This window comes from Parabacteroides acidifaciens, assembly GCF_003363715.1.
GTDB classification, from domain to species: domain Bacteria; phylum Bacteroidota; class Bacteroidia; order Bacteroidales; family Tannerellaceae; genus Parabacteroides; species Parabacteroides acidifaciens.
In genome coordinates, this window is record NZ_QREV01000010.1 from 90425 (window position 1) to 112188 (window position 21764).

Annotated in this window: 17 protein-coding genes; all 17 read right to left on the reverse strand. The window is 50.1% G+C overall.

The window, feature by feature from the left end; translation table 11 throughout:
- Positions 1-73 precede the first annotated feature (73 nt).
- On the reverse strand, positions 74-4069 hold the full coding sequence (locus DWU89_RS06515) for an SUMF1/EgtB/PvdO family nonheme iron enzyme (RefSeq protein ID WP_115498830.1): 3996 nt from the start codon (positions 4067-4069) through the stop codon (positions 74-76).
- 30 nt (positions 4070-4099) lie between these two features.
- Positions 4100-4861, reverse strand: a complete 762-nt coding sequence (locus DWU89_RS06520; RefSeq protein ID WP_115498831.1) for a cupin domain-containing protein — start codon at positions 4859-4861, stop codon at positions 4100-4102.
- 144 nt (positions 4862-5005) lie between these two features.
- Entirely contained in the window at positions 5006-6100 is a 1095-nt protein-coding gene (locus DWU89_RS06525; protein WP_115498832.1) for a chorismate transformation enzyme, FkbO/Hyg5 family, read from the reverse strand.
- Positions 6097-7872 (reverse strand): YncE family protein, encoded by a 1776-nt coding sequence (locus DWU89_RS06530; RefSeq protein ID WP_115498833.1) that lies wholly within the window; start codon positions 7870-7872, stop codon positions 6097-6099. The genes DWU89_RS06525 and DWU89_RS06530 overlap by 4 nt, the downstream gene beginning before the upstream one ends.
- A 17-nt stretch (positions 7873-7889) precedes the next feature.
- A complete protein-coding gene (locus DWU89_RS06535) occupies positions 7890-8699 on the reverse strand; it encodes an IclR family transcriptional regulator (RefSeq protein ID WP_115498834.1) in 810 nt (269 codons plus the stop codon).
- Positions 8700-8941: 242 nt separating this feature from the next.
- Positions 8942-10036 carry an ABC transporter permease gene (locus tag DWU89_RS06540; RefSeq protein WP_115498835.1) on the reverse strand — a complete coding sequence of 365 codons (1095 nt, stop codon included), beginning with the start codon at positions 10034-10036 and terminating at the stop codon, positions 8942-8944.
- Position 10037: 1 nt separating this feature from the next.
- Complete coding sequence (locus tag DWU89_RS06545; protein ID WP_115498851.1) at positions 10038-11132, reverse strand: ABC transporter permease; 1095 nt, start codon at positions 11130-11132, stop codon at positions 10038-10040.
- Positions 11133-11136: 4 nt separating this feature from the next.
- The gene (locus DWU89_RS06550) at positions 11137-11871 is read right to left on the reverse strand and encodes an ABC transporter ATP-binding protein (protein ID WP_115498836.1); all 735 of its coding nucleotides are present in this window, start codon (positions 11869-11871) and stop codon (positions 11137-11139) included.
- Between the two features lie 414 nt (positions 11872-12285).
- Positions 12286-13212 carry an ABC transporter ATP-binding protein gene (locus DWU89_RS06560; protein ID WP_115498838.1) on the reverse strand — a complete coding sequence of 309 codons (927 nt, stop codon included), beginning with the start codon at positions 13210-13212 and terminating at the stop codon, positions 12286-12288.
- Between the two features lie 26 nt (positions 13213-13238).
- Entirely contained in the window at positions 13239-14129 is an 891-nt protein-coding gene (locus DWU89_RS06565) for an HlyD family secretion protein (protein ID WP_187574921.1), read from the reverse strand.
- A 136-nt stretch (positions 14130-14265) separates the two neighbouring features.
- Positions 14266-14589: a GIY-YIG nuclease family protein gene (locus DWU89_RS06570; RefSeq protein ID WP_115498840.1), complete on the reverse strand. Its 324-nt coding sequence runs from the start codon at positions 14587-14589 to the stop codon at positions 14266-14268.
- Positions 14590-14751: 162 nt separating this feature from the next.
- Positions 14752-16068, reverse strand: coding sequence for a TolC family protein (locus DWU89_RS06575; RefSeq protein WP_115498852.1), 1317 nt, complete (start codon positions 16066-16068; stop codon positions 14752-14754).
- Positions 16069-16082: 14 nt separating this feature from the next.
- Entirely contained in the window at positions 16083-16727 is a 645-nt protein-coding gene (locus tag DWU89_RS06580; RefSeq protein WP_115498841.1) for a TetR/AcrR family transcriptional regulator, read from the reverse strand.
- A gap of 123 nt (positions 16728-16850) precedes the next feature.
- A complete protein-coding gene (locus tag DWU89_RS06585; RefSeq protein WP_115498842.1) occupies positions 16851-17852 on the reverse strand; it encodes a glycoside hydrolase family 43 protein in 1002 nt (333 codons plus the stop codon).
- 10 nt (positions 17853-17862) lie between these two features.
- Positions 17863-19065 carry an L-serine ammonia-lyase gene (locus tag DWU89_RS06590; protein WP_115498843.1) on the reverse strand — a complete coding sequence of 401 codons (1203 nt, stop codon included), beginning with the start codon at positions 19063-19065 and terminating at the stop codon, positions 17863-17865.
- A 39-nt stretch (positions 19066-19104) separates the two neighbouring features.
- Complete coding sequence (locus DWU89_RS06595) at positions 19105-20235, reverse strand: acyltransferase family protein (RefSeq protein WP_115498844.1); 1131 nt, start codon at positions 20233-20235, stop codon at positions 19105-19107.
- Positions 20236-20254: 19 nt separating this feature from the next.
- Positions 20255-21370: an acyltransferase family protein gene (locus DWU89_RS06600; protein ID WP_115498853.1), complete on the reverse strand. Its 1116-nt coding sequence runs from the start codon at positions 21368-21370 to the stop codon at positions 20255-20257.
- Between the last annotated feature and the right edge of the window lie 394 nt (positions 21371-21764).

The window sequence follows — 21764 nt, forward strand, 5'->3', positions numbered from 1 at the left end:
GAAATAATCTGTGGCAATCCGCCACATCTGTGTGCTCTATTAGTTGATAGATGTCATTTATACATCTTAATTATCAATCTTCAATGATCATACGGAAGCCGACATTAAACACACGCTGATACGGGTAATAAGCCTTACGGGTATAAGCTGCGGCATATTTCGGACGATCAATATAGGAACCGCCGCGTGCCACCTTATATTCAGATGTCTCTTTCGTCTTTTCATTATACGGATAAGATACATAATCCGAACGGGTCCATTCGGCTACGTTCCCGTGCATGCTGTACAGACCGAACGGATTGGCTTCGTATGCCTTACCGCCTACCTGGACAAGATTACCGTCGTCCACGCTTTCTTCTTTCGGAAGGAAGGTGTAGTATTTGTACCACGGATTGGTCTTTGCCATCGGCTGCGGGTCTATACCGGAAACGGCAAGCAACAGCGTTGTCTTGTCAGCCAAGTTGTCTTTCTTACCGAAGTCGGTGTGCATATCGCCATACCAGAAGTCCTGATCGCTACCGGCGCGGCAAGCCCACTCCCACTGCGCTTCTGTCGGAAGCGTAATGTTGAGACCGGTCTTTTCGCTCAGTTTCTTGCAATACTCCATGGCGTCGTTATAGCTGACACGGATAACCGGCTGTTCCGGTTTGTTGGCCGGATAACCCTGGTTCACGTGGTCTTTCCACTGCTGATCCACAAAACGGCTGTCGTGATCCGGGAAAACAACGTTGAACTGTTCATTGGTTGTTTCCAATTCCGCCATCCAGAAACCTTTATCTATCTTCACCTTAGCTGTCGGATAAGTATCCGGTTCACCACGATAGCTACCCATTACAAATTCACCGGCAGGAACACGTACGAAGTTAATCTTAACACCCGGAGCGATTTCCACCGTTTTACGGGTTTCTGTTTCCTTCGCCAGCATTTCCTTGATACGGTCTGCACCGAAAGGCCAGCCTTTCACCTTCACCTGCTTTTCCTTGACAGGAGCAGCTTTTTCCGGCATTTCCGGAGTGATCGGGCCTTGTTTCTTCAGATAGTCGGCATAGTCGGCGATCTCTTTCTTCCAGTCCACACCGGCACCATTTGCATACTTGTCGGTCAAATCCTTACGGCGTTTGATCTGGTCGAATCCCTTGTAAGGAAGCATATCCAGGACGTTTGCGTTGAAATAACCCTTGTCCGGAGCATTATAGTCGATCCAGTTATAAAGCGTCTTCCATTCCTTATCCGTCAGTTTCACATTGTGATGGCCTTTCTTCAACAGGCGGACCAGCTCGCTGGTGTTCGGATGATATTCGTACGGCTGCAGGACAACCATATCGCCTTCACCACCCTGGCGATGTACATAAGGATGCAGGTTCAGATAAGACGTACCGTAACCCAACTCATCTTTCACACCGCCACGCAGATCGAATGCTTTGCCATTGCCATTGTGACAAGCGATACATGCACGATCAAGGATCGGCTGCACTTCCAGATCGAACGTAAAGGAACGCGTACCGCCTTCCGGCAAGGTCAAAACCGACGGAGCCTTCTGCGATGCGATCACACGCTTCGGAATAGGAATCTGATTCTGGTCTTCGTGGCAACCGATACAGGAAACCACTTCACCCGGCTGGCCTGTCACCCAGCTACGCATCCACTGGATAGCAACGCCATCCTTATCCAACGGCTGGATGGAAATAGGAGTATTGGCCGGAGCTTTGAAGATCACGGAACCGTCTTCTTCGACAGGAACCGTACCTAATATACGCTTGATGTCCCAACCGGACTGAATACCATGCCAGTTATGATCGGAGCGAGTTTTCACATACGCATATTCGTAAGCATGCAGACGGAGAGATTTAACCGTACCACGAGGAATACCTCTCAGGCCTTCGCCTTCGTAGATATCCTGGATAAAGAAGGTTGCTTCCTTTTCATTCAGCTTCACACGGTCAGGAATAGACGGAGGAGTCTTGGTGTTGCGCACCAGGATCGGGCTGATATACCCTTCACCTTCAGCCTGCATCAGGCAAGTCACGTTGTCGTAAACGTCCACCAGATAAAGTCCCCACAGTGCATGCGGGTCTAACTTGGCTGCAACTAAGAAATATTTGTCGTTCAGCGGAGTCGGTTTGATGAACTGCGGCCATACGCCATTAACCAGCTGGTCTTTGATTTCTTCTTTGACCGGACGGTTGCGGTGAGGAATTTCCTGTACCATACCGAGTGTGCTCTTACGTCCTTTTGTCGGATCGAAGATAATCATACGGCCGGAACGGGCTACGCCGTGGTGGCCGGAGATGATGCCGACGAAGGCAGAACCATGACCGGGCAAAGGCTGCACGTCGAACGTACTGTTCGGGAACATCGCGCCGCTGCCATAGAGAGCCTTGTTCTCCGTTCCGTCCGGGTTCATATGCATGACGATACGGGAATAATAGTGAGTCAGGTCGGTATATTCCCAACGGGTGTACATCACGCGTCCGTTATTCATGATAACCGGATTCCAGTTGGCATCCTGGTCGAACGTCAGACGGCGCATACTCTTATCCTTCGGATTATACAGCACCATATTACCTACTGCATCAGAACCGTTCACACAAGGAACACCCTGGTAACCGATATTGGAGATCGCAATCACACGGCCGTCGGGCAGGTAAGTCCCGTCATAGAACTCCAAGTCCGGTTCGTCGTTTTCAACCAACGGCTTGAAGCCTGTTCCATCTAACTTCACTTCGTAGATGTTCCAGCGCTTGTCGTCCTGTGTCTGTGTGAACATCACACGATCACCGTCCCAGTGCAACTTCAGGTCGGCAATGGAAGAACCGTTCGTCGGCTTGTAGACCTGACGCATCTGTACGTCGCCACGCAGATTGGAGAGTTCGACAATTTCAGCATCGAAGCCTTCGCGACCGGCCGATTCCTGGTTACTCCAGTTATTAGCCTGCGTTCCTAATGAAGGAGTCATGATCTGATGCGCCTTGGCCCCTACTTTAAAGCGGGCGGCCACAATCTTGTCGGCATCCAGCAACGGGTTGGCCAGCAGGATGGCACGTTTACATTCCAATGCTTTCTTGGCATCGGCTATCACCTGCGCGTCATCGTTGTAAATACCTTTGAAGCCTTTCTTTTCGAGCTGTATCAATTCGTTCAGCATCGGTTCGTATTTGGCAGCATCATAACCCTTTTGCTTTTTCATATCGCCAAAGGCCAGCTTGACAGCTTCCACGTTCAACCATTCCAGTTCGTTCTGCAGGTTATAGACTTCCTGTACTTTTTCGACCAATGCAAGATACTGGTGTATCTGTGTATAGAGGTCTTTCTCACCGGCAATCTGCTTCGCTACATTGGTGAAATAAGCACCGTCTTTCAACCGGGCGATTGCATTCTCCGCAGCCTGTTTCTCGACAGAAGCATCCGGAGTAATCAGCCAGGTATCCAAGCCGTCCAATACAGCGCCTAACATGCCGATTTCCTTCGGGTATTTGGCATTCAACTCTTCTGCCACGAAAGCCGGAACAGTATTCAACGCCTGGAAAAAGACGCTTCCGCCGCTCGATGTATCATCGATACCGACTTCAGCTTCAAAACGGACATATTCACCATTGACCGGATAGACCAATGTGCCGTTTGCATGACAGAAGACACCGTGTTTATATTCCTTGCCGGCAATGAAAATCTCATGATCGTAAGCATTTGTGTTCATCTTAGGCGCCGCCCAACCGGCAACACCATATTCATAAGGAACCTCGTCCAACCATACGGCTGTACCATCGGCTTTTATCAGACGGGCGTTTGCCCATACAGCCTGGTCGTAATCCGTACCGTCGGGACCTCCGGCAGTCACAAGCACCAGCTTATCCAGTCCTTTCAAATCTACCACGAAAGGTTCGGCTTTCGCCTTATGTTTCATCCAGGTAGAGATGATCGGCATTCCGGATTTCTTCAGCTTTGCCTGCAATTCCGTCTTAGCTTTGACTGAAGCATCAATCCACGTTTCCGCCTTCTTCTGCTTGGGTCCTGCGGATACCAGGGCAGAAGAGGACAGAAAGAGTGATACTAATAAATAGTATTTGTTCATGTAATAAATTATAAGGTGGTATTACTTACATTATAACGAAGCTTTCGGATGAGTGAAGCGCAAGCCGTCGTTATCGTGATAGCATGCCCATTCATCAACAATAGCACCTTCAGGACCAGCCATCATAAAGTGGAATGTTTCCAGTTTTTTCAGGCGAAGAACATCACCGACATTCTGAACCACGAAGTTCTTGCTCTTGATAGCGCCGTGAGTGGCAGGAATAGCCGGAGCGTTAGGCGTTTCGTCTCCTATTTCAGAGAAGTTATACACCCATCCTTTTTCTACCATCCAAGACTCGTGTTTAGCCGGGAATTTAGTTTTCACATGAGCGTGCTCGGGAATCATCTGTCCCGGAAGCAGATAGATTGCATGAGCAAAGTAACCATAGTCTGCGTCGTTCACCCAGAAGATACCGCCCATACCTACGTTTTCAAAATCACCCAGACCGAAATCTGTTACCCACATGTCTTTAGCCATCAACTCGGTGTAAGGAACACCGTAGAAAGCAAACATGTCTTTCATTGCCTCTGTGGCAACATCCTGTTGGAACTTGCCGTCTTTGTAAAAGTCGGCGTTTGTGTACTTCTTTGAATACTTCATTTCTTTCTTATTTTTACAGTTAGCATTGTTTCCACATTCATTCTCACAATCACTTCCGCACTGTTCGGTGCATTGCCCTTTACCCGCTGCTGCGCAACAAGTAGCTTCGCCAGTAGATGTTTTGCCGGTACATGCTGCCATAGAAAGCAAGAGTGCTCCCATAGCCGTTAATTTCATCAGATTCTTTTTCATTTCTTTCTTTTGTTTATTTAGTTAATAATATTCGTTCTTTCCTCCTTAGGTAACTTTAGTTTCATGCCGACGAAACTTTAGTTTCATGCCGACGAAACTTTAGTTTCATGCCCATGAAACTTTTGTTCCATGCCTATGAAACTCCTATTCGATGGCGATTCCTTCTATCTCGATCAGTAACTCATCCCGGCAAACATCCGCCCACATATAGGAAATCGGTATATCCAACCGATAGCCTTCCAACAATTCGCGTGCTTCTTCGTAGAAAGACTTTTCTTTCAGGTAGACGCGCAGCATCTTCAACTTAGCATTTCCAATCAACTGGTCGATATTCTCCATTGTGATATGGAGCTGGCGTCCGAGGCCCACTCCCACCAGGCTTTCTTCTCCCCGGATAGCAGCCGTGCCGGAAATATAGACGATCCGCCTGCCATCAAAGGTCATACTTTTAGCGCGTTCGAACTTCGGAGTCGCCTTCTTCTGCTGGGCAGCTTCCAGGACCTGGTCCGAATAAGCGTGTGCAGCGACCTGCAACTTATTGTCGATCGGCGTGGCATAACATTCGGGACGGGCAAAAACAGCCGCATCCAGATCTACCAGGATTCCGCCCAGATTAGCCCCGATACCGGTTGCAGCCGGATAGCCATTATTCCAGTCTGTCTTCCCGTAAAAATCGGCACGGGCGTTATTAAACATCTGGTAATGCTGGTCCGGGCCATCGAAACGCGTAATCTGCTCGATGTAGTTCCATTGGCGGATAATGCTGTTTACGGGGAAACCTTCCCGACGCATCACTTCGCCTATCATGTGGAATACTTCCGCCGACTGCTGCTGGATACCGAAATTGATCACATCTCCGTGGAAACCGCCGGCAAAAAGGAAACGTCCGTCTGCATTCTCCAATACGACATACGGGAAACCGCCGTAATGACGGAATGTGACATGATCGCCTTCGCCGGTCTTGTAGCTGTGAACTTCCAGAATCAATCCGGCATTCAGAGGCGGCTGGGAGACATAGCTCAGCACCGGCTCGTGGTTGCCGTAGTACTTGCGGATCTTCTCACGCAGAATGATACGGCGAGAGACATATTGCTCGTTGTCGGACGGCATGCCAAAGAAGGCCAAGCGGAGAATCTGTTCGTCCTGCGGCAGTTGCGCCAGCAAGGCGTCGACCATTTCACTGAAGGCAGCAACCCCGGTTGTATAAATATTATAATGTATTTTATCGCAGTAGTTCATAAAGAGTTTACGTATTCGGTTAGTGCTTCGATGTCTTTCTCTGATACTTTCTTCTCGATGCCGTGTTTATAGACGCTGAACACCTCTTTCATCGTGGCAGCCCGTCCGTTAAACAGATAAGGAGCCGTGCGCCATACCTCACGCAAAGTCGGAGTGTCCCATCCTTTCTCGAACTCTATGTCTTCACCGATACGGTGCATTTTCATGTCTGTGTAGTAAACGCCGCTGTGGCATTCGCCGCATTTCAGCTTCTCGAAGACCTTCTGACCTTCTTTTGCCAGTTCGGACAGTTCGCCGTTGACCAGATAAGGACTGGCGACGGGACGAAGCGCTTTCAGGTAAGCATCCACACAAAGGGCGTCTTCTTCGGTAATATCAAAGAACTGGATAAAGTTGTATCCTGCACGGACAGCCACTTCCGCCGATGCGCGGATTCCGGAAATCATATTGGGAGGCGTCACATGGCTAAAGAGCAGGCTCTTGCAGTTCTTGGAGTTGCCGACACCGTCGTTCATCAAGTCCCAGTTCATGCCGTCCGTACGGGCATCGCCCGGATGACAGCCGTTGCAGCTTTGCCAGTTCTGGAAGCAGTGGGAGGCGTCGTTGAAATAGCGTTCTCCTTTGTTTTCATCACTTTCTTCGCGGCCCGGGTTCAGTTCGGTTGCCGTCACCTCGTTGGTCTGGATATCCATGATGTTCAATACGTCGGCAAAATAGGTCGGGATGATCAGTTTGTCGTCGACTAAAAGCATATTGCGGGGACCGTTTCCTTGTAACTGGATGCGTTCGCGCAAGCCATAGAGGAATGTCAGGTCATAATCCAGCACCGCCTTGTTCGGATAGTTCAGGAACTTGTCGAGCATGGCTTTATGGTCGATCACGCTGACTTCGTGTGTACCGGAATGTGAGATAAAGACTGATTCGTCATTACAGGCGATGCTCCAGATACCGGCTGCGCCCCGTTCCGGTTCGTCAACTACAACGGCACCTAAGAATTCCTGCTTGTCCACGTCGATCACGCTGAAAGCGCTGGTGTTCATCCAGCCCTGCTGCAACTGTGAAGTCGGAACCGTGAAGCGTCCCAGGTTGTGCGAGACGTAAATATATTTGCCGTCGGGAGTGATGCAGATGCCTCGAAGTGCGTTACTGCCGTTGGCCAGCTGAATATCTTTCACCTTTGTGAAGCCATCCATCTCGATAACCGAGACGCAGGCGGCCACGTAATCGAGGTCAGCCCGCTGGGCCGGCAGGAAGTTAGTGACAAACATATATTTGCCATCCTTGCTGAACACGGCCGATTTCGGTTCGCGTAGCACTTTCACGGTGCGTACCACCTTGCGCGACGCCGGGTCGATCTCGGATACTGTATTTTGGAACTGGTTACATACATATATATGTTTCCTATCCGGACCGAACATCGGATGGCAAGCTCCCGAACCGGTCGGAATGGAAGCCTCTATCCTGCCCGACTCCAACAACAGCACCTGCAAATGGCCTGTCGTTCCGAAAGTAGTCACATACGCTTTATCTCCATCCATCAGGATGCCGGTAGGCGCTTCATCCATCGGGAAAGAGCGCAGTAATGCCGTACCGTCAGGCGAAAAGACATCCACTCGCTTTACTCCTTTATCTGTCATCAACAACTCACCTTTCCCGTTCACGGCAATGTCCGTCGGGAAGAACGGTGGATTGCCTGCTGAAGCAATGGAGATGCAACAGCAGGCAAAACAAGCCACCAGTGAGTTTTTTAGCATGTATTTTCGTGTGTTCATGGTAAGATTATTATGTATTATATTTTTCTTGCTTTACTATATCCTAATTCAAGAGAGATAGCCTGCGCCACATTCTTTATGCAGTCTACGGATGTCCGTACCACCTCTTTCGACAAGCGGTCCTTCGGGCCTGAAATCCAGATGGCCCCGCAAGGATAACCCGTGAAATTAAAGATAGGAGCACCGATGCAAATCACACCGTTCAGTTCTTCCTCGTTGTCCATGGCATAGCCCAATTTCCGGACTTTCTCCAATTCCTCTAAATAAGCATCACGTGTAGTAATCGTCCGGGCGTTGTAGCGTGTAAATTCCATGTATGACAAATAACGGTCCCGGACAGTATTCGGCAAATATGCCATAATTGCTTTTCCCGGAGCCGAACAATGCAAGTCGAAAGATTTTCCCGGAGACAGGATGAAGCGGAACGTATGATGTCCCTGCGCCTGCTCGATGAAAATGCCTTTCTTATCCCCTAACACGCCGAAGCATGCTGTCTCTTTCACCTGGTCGCGCAAGTCACGCAGACGCGGTAAAACAGTTTCCAGCAGATTGTGTTCGTTTAGCGATCTGAATCCCAAAGTTAGTAATTTGCGGGACAACTTGTATCGTTTTGTATCCTCATTATATATCAAATAATCCAAGCGTACAAGCGTATTCAGAATACGATAAGCCGTAGTCTGGGAAATGTCGAGATCAGACTTGATTTCCTGAAGCGTGCCGCCTTGCGTGTGAAGCGACAGATACTCCAGTACGGCAATCCCTTTTTCGAGATTGGGCACCTTGTAGTTCTCTTCCGGTTTTTCCATATTTGGAATACTGCTTTTCATATTTGAAATATTGTTTCAGATTTGAATCAAATATAAAAGAGTGCGGAGAAATGAAGGCAGGATGTATGCAAAAATTAGTTAAGTATGTCGTAAAGCACATTATTCAATGAGATTGTGTTAAAACATCCCTGTCCCCGCGCTTGACGCGGGGCCGCAAAAGAACAGGCTTTATCGATCAGTTGTTTATACTGCCGGCTCTAATGCGATCCCGCGTCAAGCGCGGGAACGAGGAGCTTTTGACGTCAACTGTTTTTCCGGTAGCTCAACACTGCCAGGACGTTAAAGAACACGGCAAACAGGCAGATGATCGCAAAGTGCCCCGACATATCGGCCAGGCTGCTTCCTTTCAGATAGACCATACGCATCACTTCCACTAAATAGCGGACCGGATTAAACCGGGTCAGCGCCTGCGCCCATTCAGGCATGCTGCTGATCGGCGTAAACAAACCGCTCAGAAGAAGGAATATGATAAAGAAGAAAAAAGCCGTAAACATAGCCTGCTGCTGGCTTGAAGAAATAGACGAGATAGCCAATCCGAACCCGGTAAAAGCCATCAGATAGACAGCCGCAAACAGGTAAATGATCCCAAGGTGGCCGACCGGAATCAATCCGTAGACCAGCCAGGCAACAAGCGCCCCGATCGTAAGCAGAAACAATCCGATCACCCAAAACGGTATCAGTTTGGACAGCAGGAACAAGGCCTTCGGAACAGGCGTCACATTGATCTGCTCGATCGTCCCCTTCTCCTTCTCGCTCACGATATTCAGGGCGGAAAGGAAACCGCCGATGATCGTCAGCAAGAATGCCATGATCCCCGGGACCATATAAATCTTATAATTCAGATGCGGATTAAACAGGTTTGTCACACGGATGCCTCCCATCTGCCCGGCGGCGGGAGAAAGGCCTTTCTCCTGATTGAAGTCCATCAGGATGGACGAGAGGTATGAACTGCCCATTCCTCCTTTCGTCCCGTTCACGGAATTGGCGGCGATCAGCACCTCCGCTCCCCCTTCGCGCCCTAAGCGTTCCTCGAAGCGGAAAGGGATTTCCAGAATGATATCAGCCTTGTTACTCTCGATGGAGGTGAGCGCTTCGTCATACTTCGCCGAGACGTCGACCAGGTTGAAGTAGCCGGAAGAGAGCACCTTCTCCCTTAATTGTTGGGACAGGACGGAATGGTCGTTATCCACGATGCTCAGGTTGATATTGCGCATCTCGAAATTTGCGGCAAAAGGAAGGATCACCAGTTGCAGGATGGGCAACAGGAAAATGATACGGGGCAGGAAACTATCCCGCTTGATCTGCTTAAATTCCTTTTCCAATAGATACTTCAACATATTACAATCGTATTTTAAAACGTTTCACACTCAATGCAACCAGGAACACCGCCATACCGGCCAAGATACTGATCTCGGGCAGGATCGCCCTCGCCCCCAATCCTTTTATCATGATATCTTTTACCGCGGAAATATACCACCGGGCCGGAACGATATTGGACAGCACTTGCAGGATCTTCGGCATATTCTCGATCGGGAACATCATCCCGCTGAGCAGCATCACCGGAAGCATCAGGACAACGGCGCTGACCAGCATCGCCGCCTGCTGCGTATCGGCCACCGTCGAAATCAGCAGCCCTAAGCAGAGCGACACTAACGCATAGAGGATAGACACCGACACTAACAGCGTCAGGCTGCCGGCAATCGGCACACCTAACAGGAAGTAGGACAGCGACAGGATCGTCGCAATATTGACCAGGCTCAGCAACAGATACGGCGTCGCCTTCGCCAGGATGATATAGACCGGTTTCATCGGAGACACCAACAGCACCTCCATCGTCCCGATCTCTTTCTCCTTTACAATCCCGACAGAGGTCATCATGGCGCAGATCAGAATCAGGATCAATCCCATCACACCGGGCACAAAGTTATAGGCGCCTTTCATCAAAGGATTGTAGAGCAACGAGACGACTGGCGTAATCGCGGTGGCAGTTGAAAGTGGAGAGTTGATAGTTTCAACTTTCACCTGACTAAGGATTGCGGTTGCATAGGCGGCAAGCTGCGTTGCTTCGTTCGGGTCGGTGGCGTCGGCCAGGAGCTGGACGGAGGCGTCGGGCGAAGAGGCGTATTGGGCGGGGAAGATGATGAGCAGCCGCACTTTGCCTTGCCGGAAAAGCGCCTGTCCTTCCGCCTCGCTGTTGACCATCGTGTAGAGTTCGAAGTACTCGCTGGCGGAGAGATGATCGATCATTTTCTGTGTCACTTCGTCCCGGCTCTGGTCCAGGATGGCGATCGGGGCACGCTTAATCTCGGTCGTGATCGCATATCCGAAGAGGATGATCAGGATGATCGGCATTGCTAACAGGATCATCATCGTCCGCTTATCCCGGAAGATATGATAGAATTCTTTTCTGATGAAAGAGATAAATTGCTTCATACGTTTACTCTCCTCTTTTTGCATTTCGAGCCAGGGCCCGGAAGACATCGTTCATATTATCGGCCTTGAAAGTTTTCTTCAGTGCGGCGGGGCTGTCGAGCGCTTCGATCTTGCCGTCGACCATGATGGAGACACGGTTGCAGTATTCCGCCTCATCCATATAGTGGGTGGTGACAAAGACAGTGATGCCCCGCTGTGCCGCCTGGTAGATCAGTTCCCAGAACTGGCGGCGGGTGACGGGGTCCACGCCTCCGGTCGGCTCGTCCAGAAAGACGATGCGGGGCTCGTGGATGACGGCGACCGAGAAGGACAGCTTCTGTTTCCAGCCGAGCGGCAGGGCGTCGACCAGCGTGTTGCGTTCGTGCTCCAGGTCGAGCACCCGGAGCAGTTCGTCGGTCTTCTCCTTCAGCCGCTTTTCGGGCAGGCCGTAGATGCCTCCGTAGAGCCGGATATTCTCCCAGACTTTCAGGTCGCCGTAGAGGGAGAACTTCTGGCTCATGTAGCCGATATGCCGCTTGATTAGTTCCGTCTCCTTATAAATATCGAAACCGGCGACTTTCCCGCTGCCCGACGTGGGAGTCGAAAGGCCGCAGAGCATACGCATGGCGGTCGTCTTCCCCGCCCCGTTCGCCCCGAGGAAACCAAAGATTTCCCCCTCGCCTACCGAGAAACTGATATGATCGACGGCGGTAAAGGTGCCGAAACGCTTCGTTAGTTGTTCTGTTTCTATTACATTCATGATAATAATTACAAATTTTGAATTTGGAATGTGTCAAAACTGCCCTGTTCCCGCGCTTGACGCGGGATCGCATTAAAACCGGCCGTATAAACAACTGATTGATAAGGCCTGTTCTTTTGCGGCCCCGCGTCAAGCGCGGGAACAAGGGACTTTTGACACCCCCCCCTTTTAATCTTCAAAACGACCGTCCCAAGCTGGGACAGGCACTTCAAACCTTCAGAACGATCGTCCCAAACTGGGACGGGCACTTTCAACCCTCGGAACGGTCGGCCCAAGCAGGGACGGTCACTTTCATCCTTCAAAACAGTCGGCCCAAGTTGGGACGGGCACTTTCATCCTTCGGAACGGTCGGCCCAAGCTGGGACGGTCACTTTCTACCTTCAGAACGGTCGGCGCGGCTTGCGCCGGCCACTTTCAACCATCCAACGCCATGAAACAGTCCTCGATACCGGGTTTTATCGGCTCGATCCGGATATCCGTATGCCCTTTTGCCTCTAAAAAGCGATGCAACTCCCGGATAAAGGCCGCCTCTCCCGCTCTCGCCACCACCTCCTTGCCGACGGCGAAATGCTGGGCATCACCGAAGGAGAAACAGGAATCCGCATCCGGATAGCTCCGGAGATCGAGCAGCAAAGGATACATCGAAGCGGAATGGACGGCAAACAGCCGTTTGTCGAACGTCGCACGGATACCATCCGGCGTATCGACCGACAGGCAACGTCCGCCACGCATCAAGGCGATGCGGTCGCAACGCGAAGCCTCGTCCATATAGGGCGTCGAGACCATGATCGTGATCCCCTGACGGCGAAGGCGGTCCAGCATATCCCAAAACTCCACGCGGGAAACCGGGTCGACACCCGTCGTCGGCTCGTCCAGGAAAAGGACATCGGGACGATGGATCAGCGCGCAGCTCAGGGCCAGCTTCTGCTTCATGCCGCCGGAGAGTTTTCCGGCCCGCCGCTTCTTGAAAGGCTCGATCTGGACGTAGATATCACGTATCAGATCGTAATTTTCCTTGATCGTCGTATTGAATACGGTCGCAAAGAAATCGAGGTTTTCCTCCACCGTCAAGTCCTGATAGAGAGAGAAACGCCCCGGCATATAACCGACCCGCCAGCGGATTTCCTTATAATCGCGCACGACATCCAGGCCGCAAACCGAAGCCGTCCCGCTATCGGCCAGCAGCAGCGTGGTCAGAATCCGGAAAAGCGTCGTCTTGCCTGCCCCGTCGGGACCGATCAGCCCGAACAGCTCCCCTTCGCCGATGTGCAACGAGATATCCTGCAACGCCTGCACCTCTCCATAAGCCTTATTGACCTGCTCAATCACAACCTCCCTCATCGCTCACATTTTTTAATTTTTAATTCTTAATTAAACCTCGCTTCCCCATACTGCCCAATCTTCAGATAGCCGTCGTTCTTGACCGCGATCTTGATGGCATAAACCAGATTGGCCCGCTCGTCTTTGGTCTGGATTCCTTTCGGGGTAAATTCGGACTTTTCGGATATCCAGGTGATTGTACCCGGATATTCGCGCTGCTCCTCCTCACCGAAATCGGCAAAGACACGGACAGCCTGTCCTAACTTCAACTGCGTGAGCTGATCGGCGGTCGGATAGGCACGCAGGTAAAGGATATCGGTGTCGGCCATCTTATAGAGAGGCTTGCCGGCGGCGGTGACTTCGCCCGGTTCGGCGTATTTCACCAACACAGTACCGGATTGCGGGCTGACGATACGGCTTTTCTGGAGCTGGTCGTCCAATTGCATGATCTGGTAAACGATGCTTTCGGCTTCGGCGTCGGCTCCGCCTGTTGTCTTGTTCAAGGTGGAGTATTGAGCATCGAGTTGTTTCTGCAAGACTTTAATGTTGTTGACGATGTCGTCCACCTGCTTCTGGTTGCCGGCTTTTGCCTTCACTAAGTTTTCCATACGCTGCTGCTCGCTGCGGGCAACGGCGATCTGCTGCTCGAGGGAGGCGATCTGTTTGCGGATATCCGGCTTGCGGATGTCGACGCTGCGAAGGCCCGCTTCGAGTTGCTTCTTCCGGAGATAGAGTTGCGTACTGTCGACATAGCCTAAGACGGCGCCGGCTTCCAGGCGGTCGCCCTCCTGCAGGTTCAGTTCCATGATCTTCCCGTTGGCTTCCGAAGAGACGATCACTTCTGTCGATTCGAACGCTCCGGTAGCATCGAAGGTGTTGTCTTTGCTGCCACAGGCGGAAAGACAACCCAAAACAATAGATAAAATAACGTATTTCATATCATTATGCATTTAATTAACTACCTGTTCCCGCGCTTGACGCGGGATCGCATTAGAACTGGCAGTATAAACTACTAATTGATAAAGCCTGTTCTTTTGCGGCCCCGCGTCAAGCGCGGGGACAAGGCATCTATTATTAATAACTATCACAAATAAAACCCTCTTTATCCCAATTCTCTGATAAATCTTTCCTCGTCGGATTCATTTTATTAATCAGTTCATCCTTCCAGGCCCGATTCCATTCCTTTAATTGTTTTTCCCGTTTCTTAGCGTCAACCATCATATCGTATTCTTCATAATACACTAATTTATGACAATGATATTTCTTAGAGAAACCCTCTATTGCTCCATTATGATGTTCCATCACTCGACGCATAAGATCATTTGTGAAACCAATATAAAGTACAGTATTATAACTGTTGCTCATTATATAGACATAATATTGTGAGTTGTAATTCATAACAATATTGCCTGCTTTTTTGTGGATGTAAAAGTTCCTTGTTCTCGCGCTTGACGCGAGATCACATTAGAACAGGGAATATAAACAACTAATTGATAAGGCCTGTTCTTTTGCGGCCCCGCGTCAAGCGCGGGGACAAGGATGTTTTGACACAATCCCATGTTAGTTTTCATTCGTCGTGTACATATAATTATATATAGCCTGCAACTGCTGGACGCGATGTGCGGCGGCGGCCTGGCGGGCGAGGTCTTCGGAGTTGATCTCGCGGATCAGGTCGGTGACAGAGATCACGCCGTTTGCCAGTTTGACTTCGGCAGCCTTTTTGATGCTGGTGCGGAGGCGGATGATTTCGTCGTCGGCTTTCATCAGGTCGGTCATCTTCCGGATCTCGCTATTCTGCTGCGTCAGTTGGAGGCGGGTGTTAAAGAGGAATGTCTCCCGTTGCACTTCGACCGCCTGCCGGCTGGTTTCTATCTTCCGGCGGTCGTTCTTCAGTGTGTACAGCTTTCCCATATTCCAGCTCAGACGGACACCGGCCACATAAAACGCACTGAAGCCATCTTCCAGCATATTCAAACCCGGACGCCCGTAACCGCCCTGCACGAAAGCGCCGATACGTGGCATCAGGCCGGCAGTCAGCTGTTTGTTCTGCAATTCAAGGAAGTTGCTCTTCGCATCCAACGCCTGCAGTTCGGGGCGGTTGATGACGGGAGACAGCGCCGTGCTACCCGGCAGCGAAGGTTCCTCCAACACCATTTCCTTCCCTTCCGGCCGGCCGATCAGCGCAGTTAGCATACTTCCGTAAGCCGAACGTGCCGCCTTCAATTCGATCTCTTTCTGGCGGGCATTCAACAGTTCCACTTCCATACTCTCGCGATCGGACAGGTTGGCAACGCCGTTGTCCATCATGGCGGAGATGCGGTCGATATTGATTTGTAACTCTTTTTGGAGCAGACCGTTCTGGCGGATCAGTTCATCTTGCAGGAGGCAGCCGAAATAAAGCTGGTTGACCCGGTCGTTCAGGGTGTAGAGATCGCTCTTCAACTGTTCGCGGTCGGCAACGGCCTGCGCCTCCGTCAGCTTACGGGTGGAACGGATGGCACCGCCGTCCCAGATCGTCTGGTTCACTTCGGCAAGGACCTGATACTGGTCTTTGCTCAATGTCGGGATCTCGAAGCCGGGGATCAGAGCCGACAGCTTATCGGCATCGAACGGCAGCTTCGTCACATCGCTTTGGTACGAGGCTTTTGCATTGACCGAGAGTTGCGGCAGCCAGCCTTTTGCGGCGTTGGACAGGTTGTATTGCTCTGTCTGCTCGATCAGTTTATACTGCCGGATCTGCGGATAGTTCGCATATGCCCATTCATAGCACTGGCTCAGCGTAACCTTTTCCTGTGCCTTTGCCCCACCCGGGACAAACGGCAGGCAAAGAAGCAGCAAAGCCGCCTGTTTCCAGTTATTCGGAATGATTCGTTTCATATTCATATCTCCTTTCATTCGTTACTTGTCCGGGGTTGGTCCGGGGTAAACAACCGGATCATCGCATCCGCAATAAACGCTTTCCGTTCCCGCAGGAAGACTTCAAACTTGCGGGGATCACCGTCCATGAAAACATCTGTCAACGGATTCCGGATCAGTATCGGGAAGATGACCAGACTCAACAGCGTTGAAGCCGTATAGATAAGCGGCACCTTTTTCAGTAGCCCTCTTTCCATCTCGTCCGTCATCTGTTCCTGCAACTGCAACAGCGGCTTGACACGTTCCGGATCTTTCATAATCGTCCGGTACAAATGCTCCGGATCGCGGTTGAACTCACTCACCACGAAGATCGGGAATAACGGGTTGGCCTGAATCATCGCCATATACTGATCGATGATCTTCGGCATCTTTTCCAAACAGGAAGTCGGTTCGTCCATGATCTTTTCGATATTCGGCAACAAGGCATTCATCAACTGCCCGAAGATAGCGTCGAAAAGCATTTCCTTCGTCCGGAAGTAATAGTGCAGAGCCGTACGGCTGATTCCGACTTCAAGGGCTACATCACCCATTTTAGTCGCTTCATACCCTTTTCTTACAAACACCTGTTTTGCCGCTTCTATGATCCGGCTTTCCATGTCCTGAAGTTCTTCTATATTCATCACTATAATGTTATTAAATATTTTGTCTACCATGTCTGACACATGTGTCAAAAGTAGCGCAAAAAAACAGGAGCGCAATAGCTACGCCCCTGTTTTTAATATCTTTTAGAGATTATCGAATGTTTACTTCTTTATTGTACGGGCAGGAACTCCCTCAAAAGTCATTTTAACAGGATTTATGAATCCGTTCTCATCAAACGTCATCCGATCGATACAGGTTACACGGTGGTCACGAGCCGTATCATTAAGCGGACGGCGGTGATAAACGATGTAATAGTCTTCCGAACCCGGCACATGCATAACGGAATGGTGTCCCGCACTGGTCGCAACCTCCGGATCTTGCTGGAGAATCTTGGCTATGCGTTTGAACGGACCAAAAGGAGAATCGGCAATCGCATAGGCTACAGAATAGTCTGGTCCGCCCCAACCGCCTTCGCTCCACATGAAATAATATTTGCCGTTCTTTTTGAACATAAACGGACCTTCGACATAGTTTTCAGGCGTCACTTCCCTGTAAATAGTTCCGTCTTCAAACGGGACGAGTCCGGTAAAGTCGTCATTCAGCCGGACAACGTTACAATGTCCCCAACCGCCGTAATACATATAGTAGCTGCCATCGTCATCGTGGAAAACGAACTGGTCGATCGGCTGTGCCCCGTTCACAATCTCATTGATAAGCGGCTTACCCAGCAAATCCTTGTACGGCCCGTCCGGACGGTCGCTGACGGCAACCCCGATCCCGCCGATTTCGCCTTCATGCACATCGTTAGCGCCGAAGAAGAAATAATATTTGCCATCCTTGCGGATAATGGACGGAGCCCACATCGCCTTCTTCGCCCACTTCACGGCAGACGAATCGAGCACGGAAGAATGTTTCGTCCAGTTCACCAGGTCTTTGGAAGAAAAACAGTCAAAAAAAGTTTGATTCTCATACACATCGCTCCAGGTCGGGAATATCCAATAGGTATCGTCGTAAATGATTCCTTCGGGATCGGCATACCAACCTTCAAACACCGGATTACCACTGGTCAACACATCATCTGCGACAGCCTGCTGTTGCTTCGGCTGTCCGCAAGCCACTAAAGCGGCTGTACATAAAAACACAAACAAACTATTTTTCTTCATATCTCATATATTAATGTTCCATATTCTTAGCCAGACCGCCCTCGGATGTCTCCTTATAAAGGCTCGGCAGGTCATTACCGGTCTGGCGCATCACCTCTACTACCTGGTCGAAACTTACCCGGTGCTTGCCATCGGAGAAGTTTGAGAAAGTATTGGCATCCAACGCACGGGCAGCCGCAAAGGCATTCCGTTCGATACAGGGAATCTGCACCAGGCCGCAAACCGGGTCGCAGGTCAGTCCCAAGTGGTGTTCCAGCCCCATCTCGGCAGCATACTCGATCTGCGCGGGTGTCCCTCCGAACAACTGGCTGGCAGCCGCTGCCGCCATTGCGCAGGCAACTCCCACTTCTCCCTGGCATCCCACTTCGGCACCTGAAACAGATGCATTCGTACGAACGACGTTTCCAAACAATCCGGCCGTCGCCAACGCACGCAAGATACGGGAATCGCGAAAGTCGCGTGACTCCTTCAAGTGGAACAAGACAGCCGGCATGACTCCGCATGAACCACAAGTCGGCGCCGTCACAATCTGTCCCCCGCAAGCATTCTCTTCGGAAACAGCCAGGGCATAAGCATAAACCATTCCCCGGCTTTTGATACTGCTGCCATAGCCTTTAGCACGAATCATATAGTCGGATGCTTTACGGCGGATTCCCAGGCCGCCGGGCAAGATACCTTCGGCTTCAAGCCCGTTATGGACAGCCTGTTGCATCACTTCCCATACTTCAGCCAGATAATCCCAAATCTCCGGTCCTTCACACTCTTCGACATACTCCCAATAAGAATGACCTGTCTTTTCGCACCAGGCTTGTATATCCCGAATCGTATGCATTTCGTAAACCTGTCCTTGCGTCAGCTCGTTATAGGTTTCGTTTGCCAGCGTTCCGCCTCCGATACTGTATATTGTCCAGCTATCCAGTTCTTCGTCCTTTTCATTGAATGACTCGAACAGTATGCCGTTCGGATGAAAAGGCAGGAAGACCTTCGGTTCCCAGGTTATATCTGTCTTAGCCACCGGAGTCAGCACCTCGAGGATTGCAGCATCTGTCATATGCCCTTTGCCTGTAGCCGCCAGGCTGCCATAGAGCGTGACGTTAAACCGCACTGCACCGCGATTGCGTTCCAGAAACATCCGGGCCGCACGCATCGGTCCCATCGTATGGCTACTGGACGGTCCATGACCGATCCGGTATATTTGCTTAATAGATTCCATCTGTTTTTTGTTTACTTTTTAGATATTCACATTTACCATTTATACTTTTAAAAATATATTGCGCTTATAAAGCAGCCACAAAATTACATAAATAATCAATGCATTCGACGCCGCAATCAAAGGTGAATAATAATTCCCGATATATTGTTCCAACCCGTGAAAGAGAGATGTGCCTATACACCTGAAACTAATCACATTGGCCAGCATATAGGCCACTATCGAATTCATTCCGTACACCTTCAGCCAGGTAATATTCTTCCTGTGCCCCTTATAATCGATCCAGTAATAGAACAACCCCATCAACAAGAAACAATAACCGCTACTAACCAACACCATCGAACTTGTCCAGATTTTCTTGATAACCGGCAACTGCAATCCCCACAACCAGCCCAGTATAACCATCGCCGCACCGATGCCCAACAGACACTGCCATTTGCGTTTCTGCTCCATCCCGCTCTTCAGGATATGTCCGGCAAAAAGACCGGTCAACACCGTCACGCCAAAATTCAGGCTACTCAATATCCAGGTGTACCGGTAATATTCGGCAAACACGACCTTCCCGTTCTCGACTACGGCTCCATCACGGAACCGACCTAAAACCGTACGGTCTATCCATTCCGCCAAGTTTCCGTCCGGCGTATAATTGCCGCCACCGTAACCATCGACCGAAATGAACTGCATCGCTCCCCAATAAGCCAGCAACAAGGCAACAGCCGTTCCGATCTGCACAGACAGACGCACGTGCAGGAATAGCATCGCCGCAATCAGATAGCCCATCGCAATCGCCTGCAACGTGTTCGAATAAAGATAAATGCGATCCGGATCAAGCCCTAACAGATTTCCCTGGCACATCATACCAAAAATCCAAAGCAGGACCACACGCTTGATGATACGCCGGTAAACCGCCCATTTGTCCGGCATCGCCTTATAACGCGACAGGGCAAACGGCATCGACACACCCGCCATAAACATGAAGAGCGGCATCACCAAATCCCACGAAGAGAACCCTTCCCACTTCACATGCGAGAATCCCCACAAAAAGTCATTATACCACGACGCATCGATCGCACGTCCCAGCGGATGCAAAATTCCTTCCAGCGCCACCAGGCAGAACAAGTCGAAGCCACGCAACACATCGAGTGACTCCAGGCGATTAGTAACAGGTTTCATAAGAATTACGAGTTATGAATTACACTTTTAAGAATATCCGTTGACGATAGAGAAAATACAGGAATCCCCAGCAAACAACGATATAGCCGATCGAGACAACCAATGGTTGGGCCGCTTCGGGCATCAGCCTTGCGATCCCGCCAAACAAAGCATCGGATGTAAAAGAGAAATTCACAAACTCCTGTGCCAGATAGATCGTAATCGAGTTCGTCCCGATCACCGTAAAGAAGAGTGTCCATTTGCGGAAATTCAGTACATCGACAATATAGAAGAACAACGCGAACATCCAGACCGAATAAGCTCCGACCACGCAAACAAAAGAGCTTGTCCACAGATTCTTATTGATCGGGAAGAAAAGCCCCCACAACAAACCAACCGCTAACAGCACAGCACCGGCAACGACCAGTCCGCCAACTTTCTTCTTATCCGTCAGTCCTTCCCGTTGCAGCTTGATAAATTCGCCCGTAAACATCCCCAACAAAGCCGTAGCGATAGCAGGAACAGTCGAAAGGATTCCCTCCGGATCATGCACCGTCAGATGCAGGCGTCCGGGTAACAGCATGCGGTCCACATAGCCAACCAGCGAACCTTCCATCGTAAACACGCCTGCCCCATTTCCATCTGGTGCGGGAACAAAGGCGAGCAGCAACCAATATCCGACCAGGATAGCCGCTGTAATCCAGACACGCGTAATCGTCCGGGTATTGACAAATATCAACGCTCCGAACATCCACGCCAAACCGATACGTCCAAGAACGCTGGCGTAACGCTGGTGCTCGAAATCAAAATTCAGCAATCCGTTATAGATAAAGCCAAACAGGACCAGTGTCAGTCCCCGGCGAACGATCTTCTTATAGATATCGGCATCCGTCTTCCCCTGTTCCCGCTGTTTCTCCAACGAAAACGGGAACGAAATACCGGCAATAAACAAAAACAACGGAAATATCGTGTCATGGTGCGTCAGCCCGTCCCACTTCACATGGTGCATCTGGTCGGCAATCGCCTGAAAAAAAGGATTCGGAAACAACGTTGCCAACGCAACAAAAAGGGAAGCCCCTCCCATAATAAAGAACATGTCAAACCCTCTCAGGGCATCCAGCGACAGCAACTGCCGGGATTGTTTTTGTTTTTCCATATATACTATTTTGTCTTTTGAGTTGACCTTATCGATTGAAGATACAAATATAGCTTTTTTCCCGCATAAGCAAGATATATAAGAAGCAGATATCATTAGAGACGTTAGAATGTTTCACCTTTTCTCAAACAGTGAAAATAAGTTTTTATGCAAAGGAAGTTTTATCTACCTCCAATTATAATTTTCTTCATATCGATCGAACATCAGCTCTGGCTCACCCGATAATCATTGGGGACAACCACAAGGATGAGGCAAATTATACAATAACCCTCTTTTTTGGCGTTTTTCTATTTCGTCCGAAATCTTGATCCACTTTGGATTGACTCTTTTCACGGTTTTAATCTTCTTTACTGACAACAGATGGAGTGAGGTGCGCAGGTTGTCTGAAAAAGCG